This is a genomic window from Pseudomonas sp. 32A (assembly GCF_052682255.1).
Window position 1 is genome coordinate 4,519,188 of record NZ_JBQYLY010000001.1, and the last position, 16,241, is coordinate 4,535,428.

Sequence of the window (16,241 nt, forward strand, 5' to 3'; positions counted from 1 at the left end):
ATTACTTCAACCCATAGCGAGCGGCGGGTTCACGGTGCGACAGGTTCGGACCCAGGGCCAGCCGCGCGCGTTCGTAGGTGTCCCAATCTGCGCTGTCCGGCAGCGACGGGATCGTCACGGCTTCGCCTTGAGCCAGGCCGGCGAGGGCTGCGTCCACCAGGTTTTCCGTGGTCATTACCATGGTCTCCGGCAGGTTGTTTACCGGCAGGCCGGCGATGTCCCAGAACGCCGTGGCGGTGGCGCCCGGCAGTACCACTTGAACCACCACGCCCTTGTCGCTCAGCTCATGCTGCAACGATTCGCTGAAGGCCTGCACAAAGGCCTTGGTGCCGCCATATACCCCGTTCAGCACTTTGGGGGCGAGGGCGACTATCGAGCCAATGTTGATAATCGTCCCACGGCCCTGGGCGACGAAGTTGGTTGCCGCCGCTTTGGCCAGGCGGGTCAGCGCCAGCACGTTAAGCAGAATCATCGCGTCCATCTTGTCGGCATCCGACTCCAGCAGCGAAGCTGTGGCGCCCACACCGGCGTTATTCACCAGCAGGCTGATACGGCTGTCGTCCTGCGCGAGCTGGGCAATACGCGCCAAGTCGGCCGGCAGATTGAGATCGGCCGCTATCACTTCAACGTCACGCTGGGTGCTGGCCTTCAAGCGTGTTGCCAACTGCTCCAGGCGTTGCTGGTTGCGGGCCACCAGAATCAGGTCGTAGCCGGCACGGGCCAGGCGGTCGGCATACACCGCGCCAATTCCTGACGAAGCACCGGTAATCAGGGCATAACCTTTTTGTTGCGACATGGCAGTTGCTCCAAATGGGCCGGGGAGGGGATCGGCCTTGTTGGAACCAAGATTATGGGTGTAATGTGGTGGCCGCAATGTCATATATCCCTCCTTTAGAGACATGAGGTTTGGCCATGGTGTCCGTCGGTATCGTGCTGTTTCCCGGTTTCCAGGTGCTGAGCCTGTCCACCAGCAGCGTGTTCGAATTTGCCAACTTCGTAGTCGGACGACCGTTCTACCGCGTGGATTTGCTGTCGGAGCATGGTGGGCCGATCAAAAGCTCCATGGGCTTTGCCATTGATAGCCTGGCGTTCGGGCAGCAGGACTACGACACGATTGTGGTGCTGGGGGATAACGAATTACTCGAGCCCACTCCTGGCATGGTGGCGTATCTACAGGCGTCATTGAAGTCGTCGCGCCGGGTTACGTCGGCCTGCACCGGTTCGTTCCACCTGGCAGCGGCCGGGTTATTGGAAGGGCGCAAGGCAACCACCCACTGGTACCACGCCATGACGTTTCGCCAGCGCTACCCCAATGTAAAGCTGGAGGAAGACCGGATCTTCACCGTCGATGGTCCGCTCTGGACATCGGCCGGGATGACCGCCTGTATCGACTTGGCCCTGGCCTTGGTCGAGCACGACCTGGGCGTGGAAGTGGCCCGCGACGTGGCGAAAAAACTGGTGGTCTACCATCGCCGTGCCGGTGGCCAGTCGCAGTTCTCGGCGCTGCTGGAACTGGACCCAAAGTCCGACCGCGTACAAACCGCCCTGGCCTGGGCCAAAGGGCATCTGCGTGAGGACCTCTCGGTAGAGCAACTAGCCGAAGCGGCACACCTCAGCCCGCGCCAATTCAGCCGACTGTTCCGCGCCGAAACCGGCCAATCCCCGGCCAAGGCGGTGGAACACCTGCGCATTGAAGCCGCGCGCTTGATGCTCGAATCCGGCAGCCACTCCATCGACGTCGTCGCCCGAGAGACGGGCTTCGGTGACCCGGAGCGCATGCGTCGAGCCTTCCTGCGAGCGTTTGGCCAACCGCCACAAATGATCCGTAGGGCGTTGCAGTTGCAGGCGTGAGTTGATGGCCTTGCGCGCTACGCACCATTGGGCTGAGGTGTTGTTGGGTCAATGGATGCCGCTGTTGAATCCAGAAACCGGGAGATGATCCCTTTGGCGGCAGGTTGTGTCGAAGCGCTGGCGCGGCCCCGCACATTCATCCCCCACCCCGGTGCAAAGCCCGGGAAAAACACCAACCCTTCAGCCTCCAGACGAAACGCCACACTCAGGCGGACTTCGTCGTCCACATCGCCATGGCTTTCAAAACGTTGAAGGGCGTCCACTTCCACATCCGCTTCCCGGGCCAGGTCTTCCCGGCTCCAGCCCAGCAGCAGGCGGGCCTGGACACTGTGCCGTGGGGTGAATTGATGAAGGACGATCTGCTGTTCTACGGTGTTGCTCATTGCCAGAGAGGACATGGGCTTTCTCCAGGTTCGACGGGGGAGGGCAAACTATACTGTGTTTTTGTACAGTTGTTTCTACCGCTCATCAACTGGATTTTGTCGGTAGGGTTGTCGCTGCTCTATTTCGCCCCTTCCAGGTAAGTGCTCGGCGACTGGCCAAGCACTCGCCGGAACATGCTGGAAAATGCCGCCGGGTTTTCGTAGCCCAGGTCCAGGGCGATCCGGGTGACGGTTTCGCCGCTGGCCAGGCGTGCCAGGGCTTGCACCACGCAGGCTCGTTGGCGCCACTGCACGAAGCTCAAGCCGGTGTGTTGGCGGAAATGCCGGCTGAAGGTGCGCAAGCTCAGGTGCGATTGTTCGGCCCATTGAATCGGTGACTGGTGCACGTCCGGCCGCTGCAGAAACGCCAGGCACAGAGCAAGCAGGCGTGGGTCCTCCGGCAGCGGGATATGCAGGGGCAAGTGCGTGGCGCGGGCCAGTTCATGCAACAGCAGGCTGACCAGCGTACCGTCGCGCCCGGCCTCGTCGTATTCCAGCGGCAGCTCCACCGCCTCCATCAGCAACTGTCGCATCAGGGGTGAAACATTGATGACGTGACAACTGGCGCCCAAGTCGGTGACGGCGTGCGGTTCGATATACAGGCTGCGCGTCGACACACCGATCATCAGCACTTCATGGGGCATCTGGGCGGGAATCCACACCGCACGCTGGGGCGGCACAACCCAATTGCCTTCCTGAGTGCTGACCTGCATCACTCCGGTGGCGCCATACAACAACTGCCCGCGCCGGTGGCTGTGGCGCTTGAGCAGATAGCCGTGGGGGTAGTCGGTGCCGATTGCCACGACCGTTCGGGGCGTCAGGTCCAGTTGAGCGATGGAAACGTTGCGCATGGAGCTGATTCCGGAAGTGGCAATATCTCGCATATTATTGGCCGACTTGCGCAAGCGGGCCAAGCCTTGAATCTCTATCGTCACAGCTCTTCCTGATACTCAAGGCGATTCTCGATGTTCTATCTATTACTGGCACTGTTCGGCTGCATGACCGGCGTGACGGCTGTGTTGTTCGGCTTCGGCGGCGGGTTCGTGGTGGTGCCGTTGCTATACGGCATGCTCAAGCTCAGCCACGACGCGGGCGTGAGTGCATCGGCGATGCATATCGCAGTCGCCACCTCCACCTGCGTGATGATCGTCAACGCGCTGCTCGCCACTGGAAAACACCGTCGCAAAGGTAATCTGATTCGCCATTACTTGTGGCCGTTGGGCGGGTACATCGGGGTCGGCGCCGTGCTGGGCGCAGGGGCTGCAATGTTCGCCAGTGGCGATTTCATGCGGTACGCCTTTATCGCCTACCTGGCCGTCACCATTGTCGATTGCCTGTTGCGCAGGGGCTTTCTCAGCCAGGACGACAGGCTCCAGCCACGACGCCTGAGCGGCGCGGAAGTGACGGGTGGCGGCATCGCCATTGGCGTGATCGCCACCTTCCTGGGCGTGGGCGGCAGCGTGATGACCGTGCCACTGTTGCGCCGTTGTGGCTTGAGCATGTCCCAGTCCACGTCCATGGCCAACCCCTTGAGTGTTCCAGTGGCGCTGGCCGGTACGTTTACCTACGTGCTCATGGCAGGATTCGCCAAGGTGGAATTGGGTGCGTGGTTTGTCGGCTATGTCGACTTGCTGGCGTTTGCCATCCTCACCCTGGGCTCGCTGCTGGGCATTCGCCTGGCCACGCCGTGGATTGGTCGTATCCCGGATGCACTGCATGCGCGGGTATATATCGGGTTGTTGGGCGTGGTGATGGTGAGCATGCTGGTCTGACGCTAGTGGATTTTGCGTTCTTTTAGCCGCAGGCTAGGGTTACTTCTTTATTCAAAAGAAAGTGACCGGGGAATGTGATGTCCATTTCCGAAAGCGATTGGCAGAAGTTCAAAGTCCTCAGGGCATTGGCGCTTGAGCGCTTTTACCTAGGCGTACTGGCTGATGCAAAGACCATCAGTGAGCGCGAAACGCTTTCTGCCGAGGCTCGGTACAAAACGCTGTATCGCCTCACCAGGGATCGCGATAACGATGTCGTCCGAATGTTTGATCTCTACAGTCGTTCGAAAGCCCGCGAAAGCCTTGCGCAAATGATCAGGCATGACTTGTTGAGTGATTCAGAGTTGTCGGTATTAAGCGAAGAGACATTGATCGCTATCGGCTGCGCGGTCAGGCAGCGTTACGAAATCGAGTGGGTGGCTGCACACGTACAAGGCGACTGAGAGTCTTGTCTTTGACTTCAGTACAAATGTTCAGGAAGTGTCTTGATGCTAAGTTTTAATTGTACGCAGGCGGCTGGTGATTTTTTTAGCCGGGTTCACAAAGGCAAAAAAATTACCCCAGTTCAAAAACCGCCGACACAAGAGCGCCAGGGTGATGACCTGTACGCCGACCCTCATCAGTGGCTGGTCCATGCCGCGACGGTGCAACGTAAACATGTGCTGTTGGCGATACATCTGAAAACCCGCTATTGCATGCTGTTTTTTGATATGAAAAAGGCCGACGCCGATGGCTTCGTGCGCACCTTTATTAATCGCTGGATGACTGGTGTTTTGGATCTCGCCTTAAAGTCTGATGTTTTGGATTTGGTTGATCCGTCGGTGCCTGAGCAGCAATTCGTCAGTTTGGTCGAGTCGTACTGCCTGCAGCAGCGGGGTGATCGGAGTGCGCAGACTCAAATCAACAAAATATTGCGGAATTTTGAGATGGACGCAGAAGGCGTGGATCTTGCCGCAATGTGTTGGAGCGCTCTGCATTACGACGCTCGAATCAACCATACGCCTCGAAGCTTGAAAGATGTGAAGGGGCTTTATTGGCCGGATGAGGAAATGCTGATTCATTGGTTGGTCACGGTAGGCGGCTTGGACCCTGCGGGCGCCGCACTTGCACGTGAAAAGTACCGTCTATTCAGCCGAGGGGCCTGACCTGGAATCGCGTTACCGTTCTCCCAACCCCGGCGCCTCGCGAATAATCAGGTGATCCAGGTTCTCGATATCGGCACTGAACACCCCGAACGTCTGCTCGGGGTTTTTCTTGCTCGGTACCTGTTTCAACTCCGGCGTCACCCCGTAAAAGAAGCAATACAACGTTCGATCACTGTCCACCGCCGCCTTGATCTGCTCCAGGAACGCCTTGCGCTTGCGGTAGTTCTCGATCAGTTTTTTGCTCAGGTAAACATTGATGGAGTAGGGCTTCTTGTCGAGCCAGGCTTTCTTTTCGAAGTCGATGCGAAAGCTGCTGGTGTAGTCCTTGATCTCCTTGATCTTGCCCCAGTAGATCAGGCCTTTGTTGTCTTGCAGGTATTCGATCTTCTTGAAAAACGTCCAGTAGGTCGCAGTGTGCTCGCCGATCTTCAAGGGCATGCTTTTCAGCTTTTCCTTATCGCCGATATTCGACACGTAGCATTCCACGGGGTGGGCAAAGACGCTGGTCTTGTCCGGGGTGGTGTCGCTTGAGCTGTGAGACAAGGCATTGCGGGTTGCCGGCGTTTTCGGTGGTTCTTGTGGGGTGCCAGCCTCAGCACCGATGACCGGCGTTTTGCGTTCGTACTGGCGCCGCGTCAGGACAAATTCCGACGGGAAATTTTCTTCCGGCCCGTCTTCAGCTTCGCCTTTTCCGGCATGGCGACTGGCGTACCGGCAACCTTCGATATGCCGGGTGCTGGGGATGTTCTTGAAGTGCGGCGTGCGCAGGTAATTGACGTTTTTCGCATTAAACGTGCCCAGCACATTGCCCGCCGTAAACGCCGCCCGGCACTCGTCATTGGGGCACAGGAAACTGTCCTTGTCGGAATCGAAGGCGGCGGTTTCGTCGAAATTCAGGTCGCGCACGTCATAGATCGACAGCTTGTCGTCGAGACTCAGGCTGTAGGCCGTGTCGAATTTCATGGGGCTCGGGTCCGTGAGAGAGTTCGCTATTAATAGCGGGATATTGCGCAAATATCAGTAGAAATTACGCACGGACCACCACACGCCGGCCACTCAGGAAACACAAGGTGCCACCCACCGCCGTCAGCCCGCTCAGTACATAAAACATTGAGGCGGGCGATGCGTTGATCAGCAGGTAACCGCAGATCACCGGGCTCAGGGCGCCGCCAAATGCCGCCAGGTTTTGTGCGCCGTAATAACTGCCGCGCAGGGCGTCCGGGGCGATGGTGTCGATAAACAGGAATTCGGAGGGGTAGATGATCATCTCCCCGAGGGTGAACACAAACATCGCGACACACCACGACACCAGGCCGTCCGCCATGCTGAAGCCGATCAACCCGGCAATAAACAGCGAGGTGCCGAGCACGATCCAGTAGCGCAGTTGTTCGCGCTTGAGGAAGCGGCCGATCTGGTACTGCATCAGGATAACTGTGATGGCGTTGCACGCCAGCACCGCAGAGAGAATTTTCAGCGCGTTCTCCGGCTTGTAGGCCACCAGCAGAAACTGCGACAGATACAAGGTGTAGCGCCCGTGGACAATGGTGCTCAGCAGGCTACCGCTGGTAAACAGGATCAAGGTGCGATCGCTGCGCAGGGTCCGCAGGGTGCTGAGAAAACTTAAGGGTTTATTGCTGTCGTCGCGTTGGGTCGGTGGGATGCCGATCATCAGGAACAGGCTGCCAAAGGCAATCGCACTGGCGATCAGGAACGGTGCCAGGGGCATCTGGCCGGCAATCACCACGCCGAGCATCGGGCCGGTGGCGTAGCCGACATTGGTCAGGGTGTAGCGCAGGGAAAACACCTTGGCCCGCTGGCCCACCGGCAGGTTCTCGCTGATGATCGCCTTGGAGCCGATCAGGAATAGCGCCGAAGCGGCTTCGGTGATCACCAGGGTCAGGGTGGTCAGGTAGAGGTTGCTGGCAAAGGTCAGCAACAGAAAACCGATGGAGCTGGAGAGCATTGCCAGGATCAGCAGCTTGCGTTTTTCCAGACGGTCGATGATGTAGCCACCGTAGAGGCCCAGCAGCGTGGCGATGAACACGGCGATGCCCATCAGCAAGCCGATATCTTGCTGGTTGAGGCCCAGTCGGGTGCTCAGCAACAGCGCGAGCAACGGGCTGGTCATGGCGCGGCTGACGACGATGGTCACCGAGCAGATCATCAGGCGGCGGATTACCAGGGAGTACGTGGCCACGGTGGGGCGGATGTCCTTATTCTTGGGGCTGACGATGATCTTTCATACACAGGTGATCCCTGTGGGAGCCGGGCTTGCCCGCGATTGCGGTGTGTCAGCCACTGGAAATATCGACTGACACGCCCTCATCGCGGGCAAGCCCGGCTCCCACAGGGTTATAGGGTGTTACTGGCCGGCATTGATGCTGATTTTTTCCACCGCACCCTGCTCCAGATCCCACTTCTTCAGAATCTTGCCATACGTCCCATCATCAATCATGCCCTGCAACGCCTCACTGATGGCCGTGACCAACTCGGTATTGCTCTTCTCAATCCCCAACCCCGTGAACTGCTTGGAAATCGCCAGGCCCACCGGCTTGTACTTACCCTTGTCCAGCGACATCAGGTAAGGAATGGTTTCACTGCCTTGCATCGCCGCATCCAGACGGTTCTGCTGCAACTGTGCCCGCGCATCCGCCGAGCCCTCGGTGCCAATCACCACGATGGCTGGCTTACCAGCCTTTTCGCAGTTTTCTTTGCTCCACGCGGTAATTTCCGACGGCCAGGTGGTACGTCGGCTGGTGCCGACTTTTTTACCGCACAGGTCAGTCAATTCCTTGAGGTCTTCACGCTTGGCCAGGGTGTACAGCTGCGGGCCGCTGGTGAAGTAGTCGATAAAGGTCACCGACTTCTGGCGCTCGGCGGTGTCGGTCATGCCCGACAGCACAATGTCCACGCGCTTGGTGGTCAGGCCGCTGAGCATCTGTTCGAAGCCGGTTTCCTGCCACTTGATCTTCACACCCAGGCGCTCGGCCAGGGCGTTGCCCAGGTCAAAGTCCAGGCCGGTGAGTTTGTTGGTGGCGGTGTCCTTGAAATCCATCGGCGGGTAGTTCGGCACGATGGCCGCGCTGATCTCACCCTTGTCCTTGATCGCTGCCGGCAATGCCGCCAAAACCGAAGTGGAGGCCATCAGGCCTACGAGCAAACTTGGAAGAAACAGATTTTTCATGGGGCGTTCTCGTTAGTTTTTTAGTTAAGTGCGAACGGCAGAAATAAAGCTTTGGGTACGCGGGTTTTGTGGGCTTATTAGAATTTCTTCAGGGCTGCCGGCTTCCACAATCTGGCCGGCGTCCATAAACACCATGCGGTTGGACACTTCGCGGGCGAAGCCCAATTCATGGGTGACCACAATCATGGTCATGCCGGTGGTGGCCAAATCGCGCATCACCGACAGCACTTCTCCTACCAGCTCCGGGTCGAGGGCTGATGTGGGTTCGTCAAACAACATCAGCTTGGGCCGCATCGCCAACGCCCGGGCAATCGCCACACGCTGTTGCTGGCCGCCGGACAACTCCACCGGGTAGGCATTGCGTTTGTCCACCAGGCCGACGCGGGCCAACAACTCCAACGCATCCTCGGTGGCTTCCTTGGGCGAACGCTTGAGCACCTGGCACGGGCCTTCGATGATGTTCTGCAACACGGTCATGTGCGGGAACAAATTGAAGCGCTGAAACACCATGCCGGTGGCCAAGCGCTGACGGGCGATCTGTGATTCATTCAACTCATGCAGCTTGTTGCCGACGACCCGGTAACCCACCAGTTCGCCGTCGACCCACAGGCCGCCCTTGTCGATTTTTTCCAGCTGATTGACGCAGCGCAGCAGGGTACTTTTGCCGGAACCGGACGGGCCGATAATGCACAGCACTTCGCCTTGTTCGACTTCCAGGTTGATGTCCTGCAACGCGTGATACTGGTCGTAGTACTTGTTCAGGTTCACGGCCTTGACGATGCTTCTCATGGGGCAAATCTCCTCAGTCAGGGCTTACGAACGCTTGCCGGCGCCGCGGGCAAAACGACGCTCGAGGCGGCTCTGACCGAATGAAAGAACAGTCACCACCGCCAGGTACCAGATGCCGGCAACAATCAGCAGCTCCATGACCCGGGCGTTGGCGTAGTAGATGTTTTGCGCGTTGTGCAGCAGCTCCGAGTACTGGATCACACTCGCCAGGCTGGTCATTTTCACCATGCTGATGAACTCGTTGCCTACAGGCGGAATGATCACCCGCATCGCCTGGGGCAGAATCACCCTACGCAGCGCCTGAAGGCTCGGCATGCCGATGGACTTGGCGGCTTCGTACTGGCCGGTGTCCACCGACAACAGGCCGGCGCGCACCACTTCAGCGGTGTAGGCACCCTGGTTGATGCTCAGGCCGAGGAGGGCGGCCACGAACGGCGTCATCAGGTCCACGGTGTCGATGCTGAACAGCCCGGGAATCGCGATCACCGGGAAAATCAGCGCCAGGTTGAACCACAACAGCAGTTGCAGAATCAGCGGCGTACCGCGAAACAGCCAGGTGTAGGTGATGGCCACATAACGCAGGATCGGGTTGGCCGACATGCGCATGATTGCCGTGATCACCCCGATCACCACCCCCAGCGCCATGGCCAGGATCGACATGATGATGGTGTTTACCAAGCCCCAAATGATCGCCTCGGACGTGAGGAACTGACCGATGTAGGACCATTCGATCTGGCCGTTGGCGAATGCCCGCAACAAGGCGGCCAGTGCGATCACGATCAACGTGGCAAAAAACATCCGCCCGTAATAGCGACGCGGCACATGCTCGTACTTCGTGATATCGAACTGGTTCTCGGTCTGCTGGCGCTCGGCTTGCAAGCGCTCTGCCGGGGTTTGTTTCATGGTGACTCTCCAAAACAACTGAATACACTGATCGTTCCCACGCTCTGCGTGGGAATGCATCCCGTGACGCTCCGCGTCACCACCTGCATTGGCGGCAGGACGCGGAGCGTCCAAGGCGGCATTCCCACGCAGAGCGTGGGAACGATCTTTAACCCTGTAGGAGCGAGCTTGCTCGCGATGGTCGTGAACGATAACGCTGGAAACCTGACACCCAGCGGCGCTCTTGAGTTTTTCGCGAGCAAGCTCGCTCCTACAAGTGAAGCTGTCTCAAATCCGAAAACCGGTGTAACTCTGTGTCCACTCTTGCTGCACAGCCAACGCAGTCTTCAACCGCCCAATCTGCTCCCGCACCCGCTCCGGCGCCGTACCACCCCAACCACTGCGCGCCGCAATCGCCGCTTCCAGGGTCAGGCACTCACGTACTTCCGGCGTCAGCCGCGTATCCACCTCCGCCAACAACGCTGGCGAGGCTTCCCACAATTCAATCTCATGCTTCTCACAGGCCTGCACCAAGGCGCCGGTAATCTCATGGGCCTCCTTGAACGGCACACCACGAGTGGCCAACCAATCCGCCACCTCTGTCGCCAGGGTGAAGCCCATCGGCGCCTGACGCCGCAGCTCTTCCACCTGCACCTTCATCGTCGCGACCATCCCGGCCATCGCTGGCAGCACCAGCAGCAAGGTATCCACGCTGTCCAACACACTGTGCTTGTCTTCACTCAAATCGCGGTTGTACGACAGCGGCAACGACTTCAGCGTGGACATCAACCCGGTCAGGTTGCCAATCAACCGCCCGGCTTTACCCCGCGCCAATTCGGCAATGTCCGGGTTCTTCTTCTGCGGCATGATCGAGCTACCGGTGGCGTAGGCATCGTCCAATTGCACCCAGCGAAACTGCCGCGACGACCACAGGCAAAACTCTTCCGACAGCCGCGAGATATTCACCCCGAGCATGCCCGCCACAAATAGAAACTCCGCCACGTGGTCACGACTGGCTACAGCATCGATAGAGTTTTCGCACGGCCCGGTGTAACCCATCTCCTTGGCCGAATGCTCCGGCTGGCGCGCAATCGCCGAGCCGGCCATCGCCGCAGCACCCAACGGCGACAACGCCGTACGCGCATCCCAATCCACCAGGCGCTGCACATCCCGCAGCATCGATTGCGCATGAGCCAACAAGTGATGGGCGAACACAATCGGCTGCGCCTGTTGCAAGTGGGTGAAGCCCGGGCAGATGCTCTCGATATGCTGCTCGGCCTGGTCCACCAGCGCCTGCTGCAACCCCAACACCTCGGTGGTGATGGTGCGCGCGTGGTCCCGCAGGAACAGGCGCAAATCGTTGGCCGTCTGGTCATTGCGCGAACGCCCGGCGCGCAACTTGCCGCCCAGGGCGCCCAAGCGCTCGGTCAACACCCGCTCGATGAAGGTGTGCACATCCTCGTCATCCAGCGTCGGGTGCAGGCGGCCAGCGGCAAAGTCCTCACCAATCCGGTCCAGTGCTTCCAGGGTGCGCAAGGTTTCCGACTCGTCCAGCAACCCGGCCCGCTGCAACTCACGGGCATGGGCCCGGGAGCCGGCCAGGTCGTAGGGCGTCAGGCGAAAATAGCGCTCGGGGCAACGGGACAGCGCCGCCAAAGCAGCAGACGGGCCGGACTTGAAACGAGCACCCCAGAGGCGATCGGTGGGCTGAGACATGGTGTTCCTCACGCTTGTTTTTAGAAGTGACAAGCCCGATGGACGTGGCTTGGCCTTATGGATTCGGAGGGCAGTAGCAAAACGAAAAGTCCTGATCGAAGTGTCAGGTTTTTATGGGCGTTAAAGCAGCCGGTAAAAGCTGTTCAACCCGCTATATTCAAGGTTGCCAAGGGCGGTTAAGTATGTTCATTATTGCCGCCCGGCGATGTTCATGGAGTAGGTCAAAGCCTGTTGAAGATGGCACTTGAGGTCAACACGTATTATGGAAACTCCACTTTCCAATTCTGGAAACATACCGCCAAAACCCGGCACAAGACCGCCCCTGCAACTCAGCGGCCTGGACTTCAAATTGCTGCGGGTGTTCAAGGCTGTAGTCGAAGCTGGCGGCTTCAGTGCGGCGCAGAATGAGCTGAACGTGGGCCTGGCGGCGATCAGCAAGCAGATTTCCGACCTGGAAATTCGCATCGGCATGCGCTTGTGTACACGAGGGCGAGAAGGGTTTGGCCTGACCGAAGAAGGCAAATTAGTCTATCAAGCGTCCATTGAATTATTTGCCTCGGTAGACAGTTTCAGAGACAAGCTTAGTTCGGCACAGAACGAACTGATCGGCGACCTTAGTGTGGGCGTTATTGATAACACCGTCTCTGACGTTAATTCGCCGCTGATTAAAGCGCTGGGAAAATTACATACAGAATCGCCAAAAATAAGATTACGCCTGCATGCCTCGCAACTGGACGAAGTTGAACGGGGCGTGGTGGAAGGGCGGCTGATTGTCGGCATCGTCCCGGTGTACCAGCGGCGGGAAGAATTCGATTATTTCCCGCTGTACGAAGAAAAGTCCCACGCGTACTGCGCCGTCGGGCATCCGCTGTTTGAAGCGAGTGCTATCAACGCAGATGTGTTGCGCCAGCACGAAGTGGTCAACCATCGTTACGCGATCCACAGCGACAAGGCCAACTTCGTCAGCTACGACAGCCAGTCCGCCTCGGCCTCCCAGGTAGAAGCCGTCGCCATCCTCATCCTCACCGGCCGCTTCCTGGGCTTCCTCCCCGAACACTACGCCGCGCCGCTGGTGAGGGAAGGGCGCCTGCGCGTGTTATGCCCGGAGCAGATCCACCTGAGCACAGCGTTCAACCTCATCCTGCGCCACAACGCCCCACGTAGCCCACTGGTCAAAGCCTTCGCAACGGCACTAGGCGTGGATCTCAAAGCGCCAATCTAACCCTAAGGATATACAGAGATCACCTGTAGGAGCTGTCGAGCTTTAGCGAGGCTGCGATGGCATCGACTCGGTCTACCTTCCAACCCCATCCACCCGCATCACCGCTGCAACCTGGCCCGCTTCTTCTTCGCATGAAAATGCCGAAAATGCGCATCCTGCGCCGCCGCCAACAACTCCCGATCCCCGCGCGTATCCCCCCAGGCCCTGAGCCGATACTCCCCCAGATCCCCATAAACCGCCTCAAGCCGAAGCACCTTATTCTCACACCGGCAATTATTCCCCGTGAGCTTGCCCGTCAACACCCCGTCCACCACCTCAAGCTCAGTACCAATCAACCGGATCCCAAGCCGATCCGCAAACGGCTGCAACACCAACGCCGGCGACGCCGAACACAACGTCACCACCGCCCCGGACTTCAATTCATCGGCCACCGATTGCAGACCGGTAGGCCGCATCAACTTGTTCCAATACGCCTGGCAATACGCTTCAGCCTTCTGCTGAACCCACGCCTTGTCCACGCCGGTCATAAAGGTGCGGATCAACTGCGCCTTGAGCTCATCACGGCTAATGACCCGCAACAGAAACTGCGCGCCAGGCACCGCCAGCTTCACCATCCTGCGCATGAACTCGCCTTTACCAAAGGCGAACTTCAGGAACGGTACGAAGCTGTCGTGGTGGGTCAGGGTGCCGTCGAAGTCAAAGACGGAGAGTACTTTGGCATCCAGGGGGCCGGATTCGAGCATGTCTGGGTTCACGGGCGGGTCTCGGTCCTATCTAGTAATTTTGGTAACGCATGAGCTGTGACCGCAGAATTCTACTCCTCTCTCAATCTTTTGATTTTCGAGTAAAGCCCTTTGGTGAATTCACCACGGTCATTTGAGCGGTGACAACGCTGATGGCAATTGGGGCACAAGGCTACAGCATTGGTAACGCGATCCGAACCCTTCTGGGCGAGGTGCTTGACGTGATGTACTTCAAGAAATGGCAAGCCATCATCACCTGTGAACGGTGCCGGCTTATCGCAACCCTCGCAAATACCACTTGCTAGCCGTCGAACCTGCTTTCGTACATGGAGCGCGCGCGCAAAGGAAATGCTGACAGTAAATAGTTGCCGTGGATTAAGAATGCCCTGAGGCTCTATTTGAAGTAAGGGCTTCGAGACAGTGGGGGGGCTTCTAGGTAGCGGTTTATCTGCCGTAGCGATATCAATCTCTGGATAGAGGCCTATTTTCGAAACCAATACTTTGCGAATACGCTCATTCACTCTGGCTCCGACATTTTTTGCAGGCCTATATCCGGTGATACACCGCAGGCCCATTAGTTCGATTACGGCTGATATGTTTTGCATGCGGTACTCGACAGACGAAGCGCTACGCAGCCTCAGTGGCCCCTCGCGTAACAGTCGATTTTCGACCGATTTGTTGAAGGCTTTTCCGTTCTGTTCAAGCGCCCACATTCTCAAATAAGCGTCGACTGAGGCTTCAAGCTCGTCGTCACTCCAGCCAGTCTTAGCTTTTTTCGTATCCATACAGCCGCCGAAGGTAGAAAACCCTCGGACGATACTGAGTGGCCACTAGCACGTCCACGAAATTTCCTACGAGCCTGTAGGAATTGGCACTCTGCAAATACAAAAAAGCCCTGAACAAGTCAGGGCTTTTTAGTTAGCTCAGGAATCAATCCCAGCTCAGCGCGCCGCCGGTCTGGTACTCGATCACACGAGTCTCAAAGAAATTCTTCTCTTTCTTCAAGTCCATGATTTCACTCATCCACGGGAACGGGTTAGTCGTCCCTGGATACTCTTCCTTCAACCCAATCTGCGACAAACGACGATTCGCGATGAACTTGAGGTAATCCTCCATCATCGCCGCATTCATCCCCAACACCCCACGCGGCATGGTGTCGCGAGCGTATTCAATCTCCAGCTGAGTCCCTTGCAGGATCATCTGGGTCGCTTCTTCCTTCATCTCGGCATCCCACAAGTGTGGGTTTTCGATTTTGATCTGGTTGATCACATCGATACCGAAGTTCAGGTGCATCGACTCATCCCGCAGGATGTACTGGAACTGCTCGGCCACGCCGGTCATTTTGTTGCGACGGCCCATGGACAGGATCTGGGTGAAGCCGCAGTAGAAGAAGATACCTTCCAGTACGCAGTAGTACGCCACCAGGTTGCGCAGCAGCTCTTTATCAGTCTCAACGGTGCCGGTTTCGAACTTCGGATCGGAGATCGAACGGGTGTACTTCAAGCCCCAAGCCGCTTTCTTCGCGACCGATGGAATCTCGTGGTACATGTTGAAGATCTCGCCTTCATCCATGGCCAGCGATTCGATGCAGTACTGATAGGCGTGAGTGTGGATCGCTTCTTCGAAGGCCTGGCGCAGGATGTACTGGCGGCACTCCGGGTTGGTGATCAGGCGGTACACGGCCAGTACCAGGTTGTTCGCGACCAACGAGTCCGCAGTGGAGAAGAAGCCGAGGTTGCGCATCACGATGCGGCGCTCGTCGTCGGTCAGGCCTTCTGGGGTTTTCCACAGGGCGATGTCGGCGGTCATGTTGACCTCTTGCGGCATCCAGTGGTTGGCGCAGCCGTCGAGGTATTTCTGCCAGGCCCAATCGTACTTGAAAGGCACGAGTTGGTTGAGGTCGGCGCGGCAGTTGATCATGCGCTTTTCGTCAACGGCGACGCGGGCGGCGGAGCCTTCCAGCTCGGCGAGGCCTTCGGCGACGTCGAGTTTGTCGAGGGCGGCCTTGGCGCGCACGATGGCGGCGGAGTCATTGGCGGTGACGGCGCGGGCTTCGATGGCGGCAGCAGCGCCGGCACCGTCGAGGCGGTCCATGTTGGCTTCTGTGGCGTGGCCGGCGTTGGCGCCTTTGGCAACTACTTCGCCGTCTTCTTCTTTGTCGAATTCGTCCCAGCTCAGCATGACGTGTCGTCTCCTGCGTGAGGGCTCTAAGGTGCCCGTGTGAAACCGGATGGTGGGGTGTTCACACGGCCCAAAGGCCGCGGTGGATCTTAAGGAATCGTTTGTTGCAGCTAACGCACGCATTAAACGGAATCAGGGTTACGGGTGTTCTGCTTGAGGCTTGAGGGGCGGAGCAATGCTTGCTGGCTCCAGCGGGGGCCTCAGGTCTGGCTCTTCATCCCCATGTAAAGGGATATTGCAGGCCCGATTTACCCGCGCATTATAGGGAAAAATTCGACTTTGTGTTGCGGCGGATGGTCTCGGTGAGCGGCCAAAATGGTGGTGTTTGCAGCCAAGG

Annotated in this window: 17 protein-coding genes; 5 read left to right on the top strand and 12 right to left on the bottom strand. The window is 58.2% G+C overall.

Annotated elements, in window-relative coordinates; genetic code table 11:
• Position 1 precedes the first annotated feature (1 nt).
• Complete coding sequence (locus ACUN0G_RS20830; protein ID WP_445574168.1) at positions 2 to 796, bottom strand: SDR family NAD(P)-dependent oxidoreductase; 795 nt, start codon at positions 794 to 796, stop codon at positions 2 to 4.
• A gap of 116 nt (positions 797 to 912) precedes the next feature.
• Here ACUN0G_RS20830 and ACUN0G_RS20835 point away from each other — a divergent pair, with 116 nt between their 5' ends.
• The gene (locus tag ACUN0G_RS20835; protein ID WP_445574169.1) at positions 913 to 1,851 is read left to right on the top strand and encodes a GlxA family transcriptional regulator; all 939 of its coding nucleotides are present in this window, start codon (positions 913 to 915) and stop codon (positions 1,849 to 1,851) included.
• 17 nt (positions 1,852 to 1,868) lie between these two features.
• Here ACUN0G_RS20835 and ACUN0G_RS20840 read toward each other — a convergent pair whose 3' ends face one another.
• Complete coding sequence (locus ACUN0G_RS20840; RefSeq protein ID WP_445574170.1) at positions 1,869 to 2,249, bottom strand: helix-turn-helix domain-containing protein; 381 nt, start codon at positions 2,247 to 2,249, stop codon at positions 1,869 to 1,871.
• A gap of 104 nt (positions 2,250 to 2,353) precedes the next feature.
• Positions 2,354 to 3,124, bottom strand: coding sequence for an AraC family transcriptional regulator (locus tag ACUN0G_RS20845; protein WP_445574171.1), 771 nt, complete (start codon positions 3,122 to 3,124; stop codon positions 2,354 to 2,356).
• A 114-nt stretch (positions 3,125 to 3,238) separates the two neighbouring features.
• Between ACUN0G_RS20845 and ACUN0G_RS20850 the strand changes: the two genes are divergently transcribed.
• The 3 genes from ACUN0G_RS20850 (at position 3,239) to ACUN0G_RS20860 (ending at position 5,187) form a co-directional block, all read left to right on the top strand.
• On the top strand, positions 3,239 to 4,045 hold the full coding sequence (locus ACUN0G_RS20850; RefSeq protein ID WP_445574172.1) for a sulfite exporter TauE/SafE family protein: 807 nt from the start codon (positions 3,239 to 3,241) through the stop codon (positions 4,043 to 4,045).
• Positions 4,046 to 4,122: 77 nt separating this feature from the next.
• Positions 4,123 to 4,485, top strand: coding sequence for a hypothetical protein (locus ACUN0G_RS20855; protein ID WP_177072024.1), 363 nt, complete (start codon positions 4,123 to 4,125; stop codon positions 4,483 to 4,485).
• A 45-nt stretch (positions 4,486 to 4,530) separates the two neighbouring features.
• The gene (locus tag ACUN0G_RS20860) at positions 4,531 to 5,187 is read left to right on the top strand and encodes a DUF6933 domain-containing protein (protein WP_445574173.1); all 657 of its coding nucleotides are present in this window, start codon (positions 4,531 to 4,533) and stop codon (positions 5,185 to 5,187) included.
• A gap of 12 nt (positions 5,188 to 5,199) precedes the next feature.
• Here ACUN0G_RS20860 and ACUN0G_RS20865 read toward each other — a convergent pair whose 3' ends face one another.
• From ACUN0G_RS20865 to argH, 6 genes are all read right to left on the bottom strand, one after another.
• Positions 5,200 to 6,150 carry a hypothetical protein gene (locus tag ACUN0G_RS20865; RefSeq protein WP_445574174.1) on the bottom strand — a complete coding sequence of 317 codons (951 nt, stop codon included), beginning with the start codon at positions 6,148 to 6,150 and terminating at the stop codon, positions 5,200 to 5,202.
• 64 nt (positions 6,151 to 6,214) lie between these two features.
• Positions 6,215 to 7,384: an MFS transporter gene (locus ACUN0G_RS20870; RefSeq protein ID WP_003211499.1), complete on the bottom strand. Its 1,170-nt coding sequence runs from the start codon at positions 7,382 to 7,384 to the stop codon at positions 6,215 to 6,217.
• A 165-nt stretch (positions 7,385 to 7,549) separates the two neighbouring features.
• The gene (locus ACUN0G_RS20875) at positions 7,550 to 8,371 is read right to left on the bottom strand and encodes an ABC transporter substrate-binding protein (RefSeq protein WP_063027826.1); all 822 of its coding nucleotides are present in this window, start codon (positions 8,369 to 8,371) and stop codon (positions 7,550 to 7,552) included.
• Positions 8,372 to 8,395: 24 nt separating this feature from the next.
• Positions 8,396 to 9,160, bottom strand: coding sequence for an amino acid ABC transporter ATP-binding protein (locus ACUN0G_RS20880; protein ID WP_177025712.1), 765 nt, complete (start codon positions 9,158 to 9,160; stop codon positions 8,396 to 8,398).
• Positions 9,161 to 9,184: 24 nt separating this feature from the next.
• Positions 9,185 to 10,063 carry an amino acid ABC transporter permease gene (locus tag ACUN0G_RS20885; RefSeq protein ID WP_177025713.1) on the bottom strand — a complete coding sequence of 293 codons (879 nt, stop codon included), beginning with the start codon at positions 10,061 to 10,063 and terminating at the stop codon, positions 9,185 to 9,187.
• A 267-nt stretch (positions 10,064 to 10,330) separates the two neighbouring features.
• Positions 10,331 to 11,758, bottom strand: coding sequence for an argininosuccinate lyase (argH, locus tag ACUN0G_RS20890; protein ID WP_177083667.1), 1,428 nt, complete (start codon positions 11,756 to 11,758; stop codon positions 10,331 to 10,333).
• A 262-nt stretch (positions 11,759 to 12,020) separates the two neighbouring features.
• Here argH and ACUN0G_RS20895 point away from each other — a divergent pair, with 262 nt between their 5' ends.
• Positions 12,021 to 12,980, top strand: a complete 960-nt coding sequence (locus ACUN0G_RS20895; protein WP_421523823.1) for a LysR family transcriptional regulator — start codon at positions 12,021 to 12,023, stop codon at positions 12,978 to 12,980.
• A gap of 98 nt (positions 12,981 to 13,078) precedes the next feature.
• On the opposite strand, the gene ACUN0G_RS20900 is transcribed toward ACUN0G_RS20895, so the two are convergent.
• From ACUN0G_RS20900 to ACUN0G_RS20910, 3 genes are all read right to left on the bottom strand, one after another.
• Positions 13,079 to 13,723 carry an HAD-IB family hydrolase gene (locus tag ACUN0G_RS20900; RefSeq protein ID WP_445574175.1) on the bottom strand — a complete coding sequence of 215 codons (645 nt, stop codon included), beginning with the start codon at positions 13,721 to 13,723 and terminating at the stop codon, positions 13,079 to 13,081.
• A 71-nt stretch (positions 13,724 to 13,794) separates the two neighbouring features.
• Complete coding sequence (locus ACUN0G_RS20905) at positions 13,795 to 14,508, bottom strand: HNH endonuclease (protein WP_445574176.1); 714 nt, start codon at positions 14,506 to 14,508, stop codon at positions 13,795 to 13,797.
• 145 nt (positions 14,509 to 14,653) lie between these two features.
• A complete protein-coding gene (locus ACUN0G_RS20910) occupies positions 14,654 to 15,904 on the bottom strand; it encodes a ribonucleotide-diphosphate reductase subunit beta (protein WP_167663725.1) in 1,251 nt (416 codons plus the stop codon).
• Between the last annotated feature and the right edge of the window lie 337 nt (positions 15,905 to 16,241).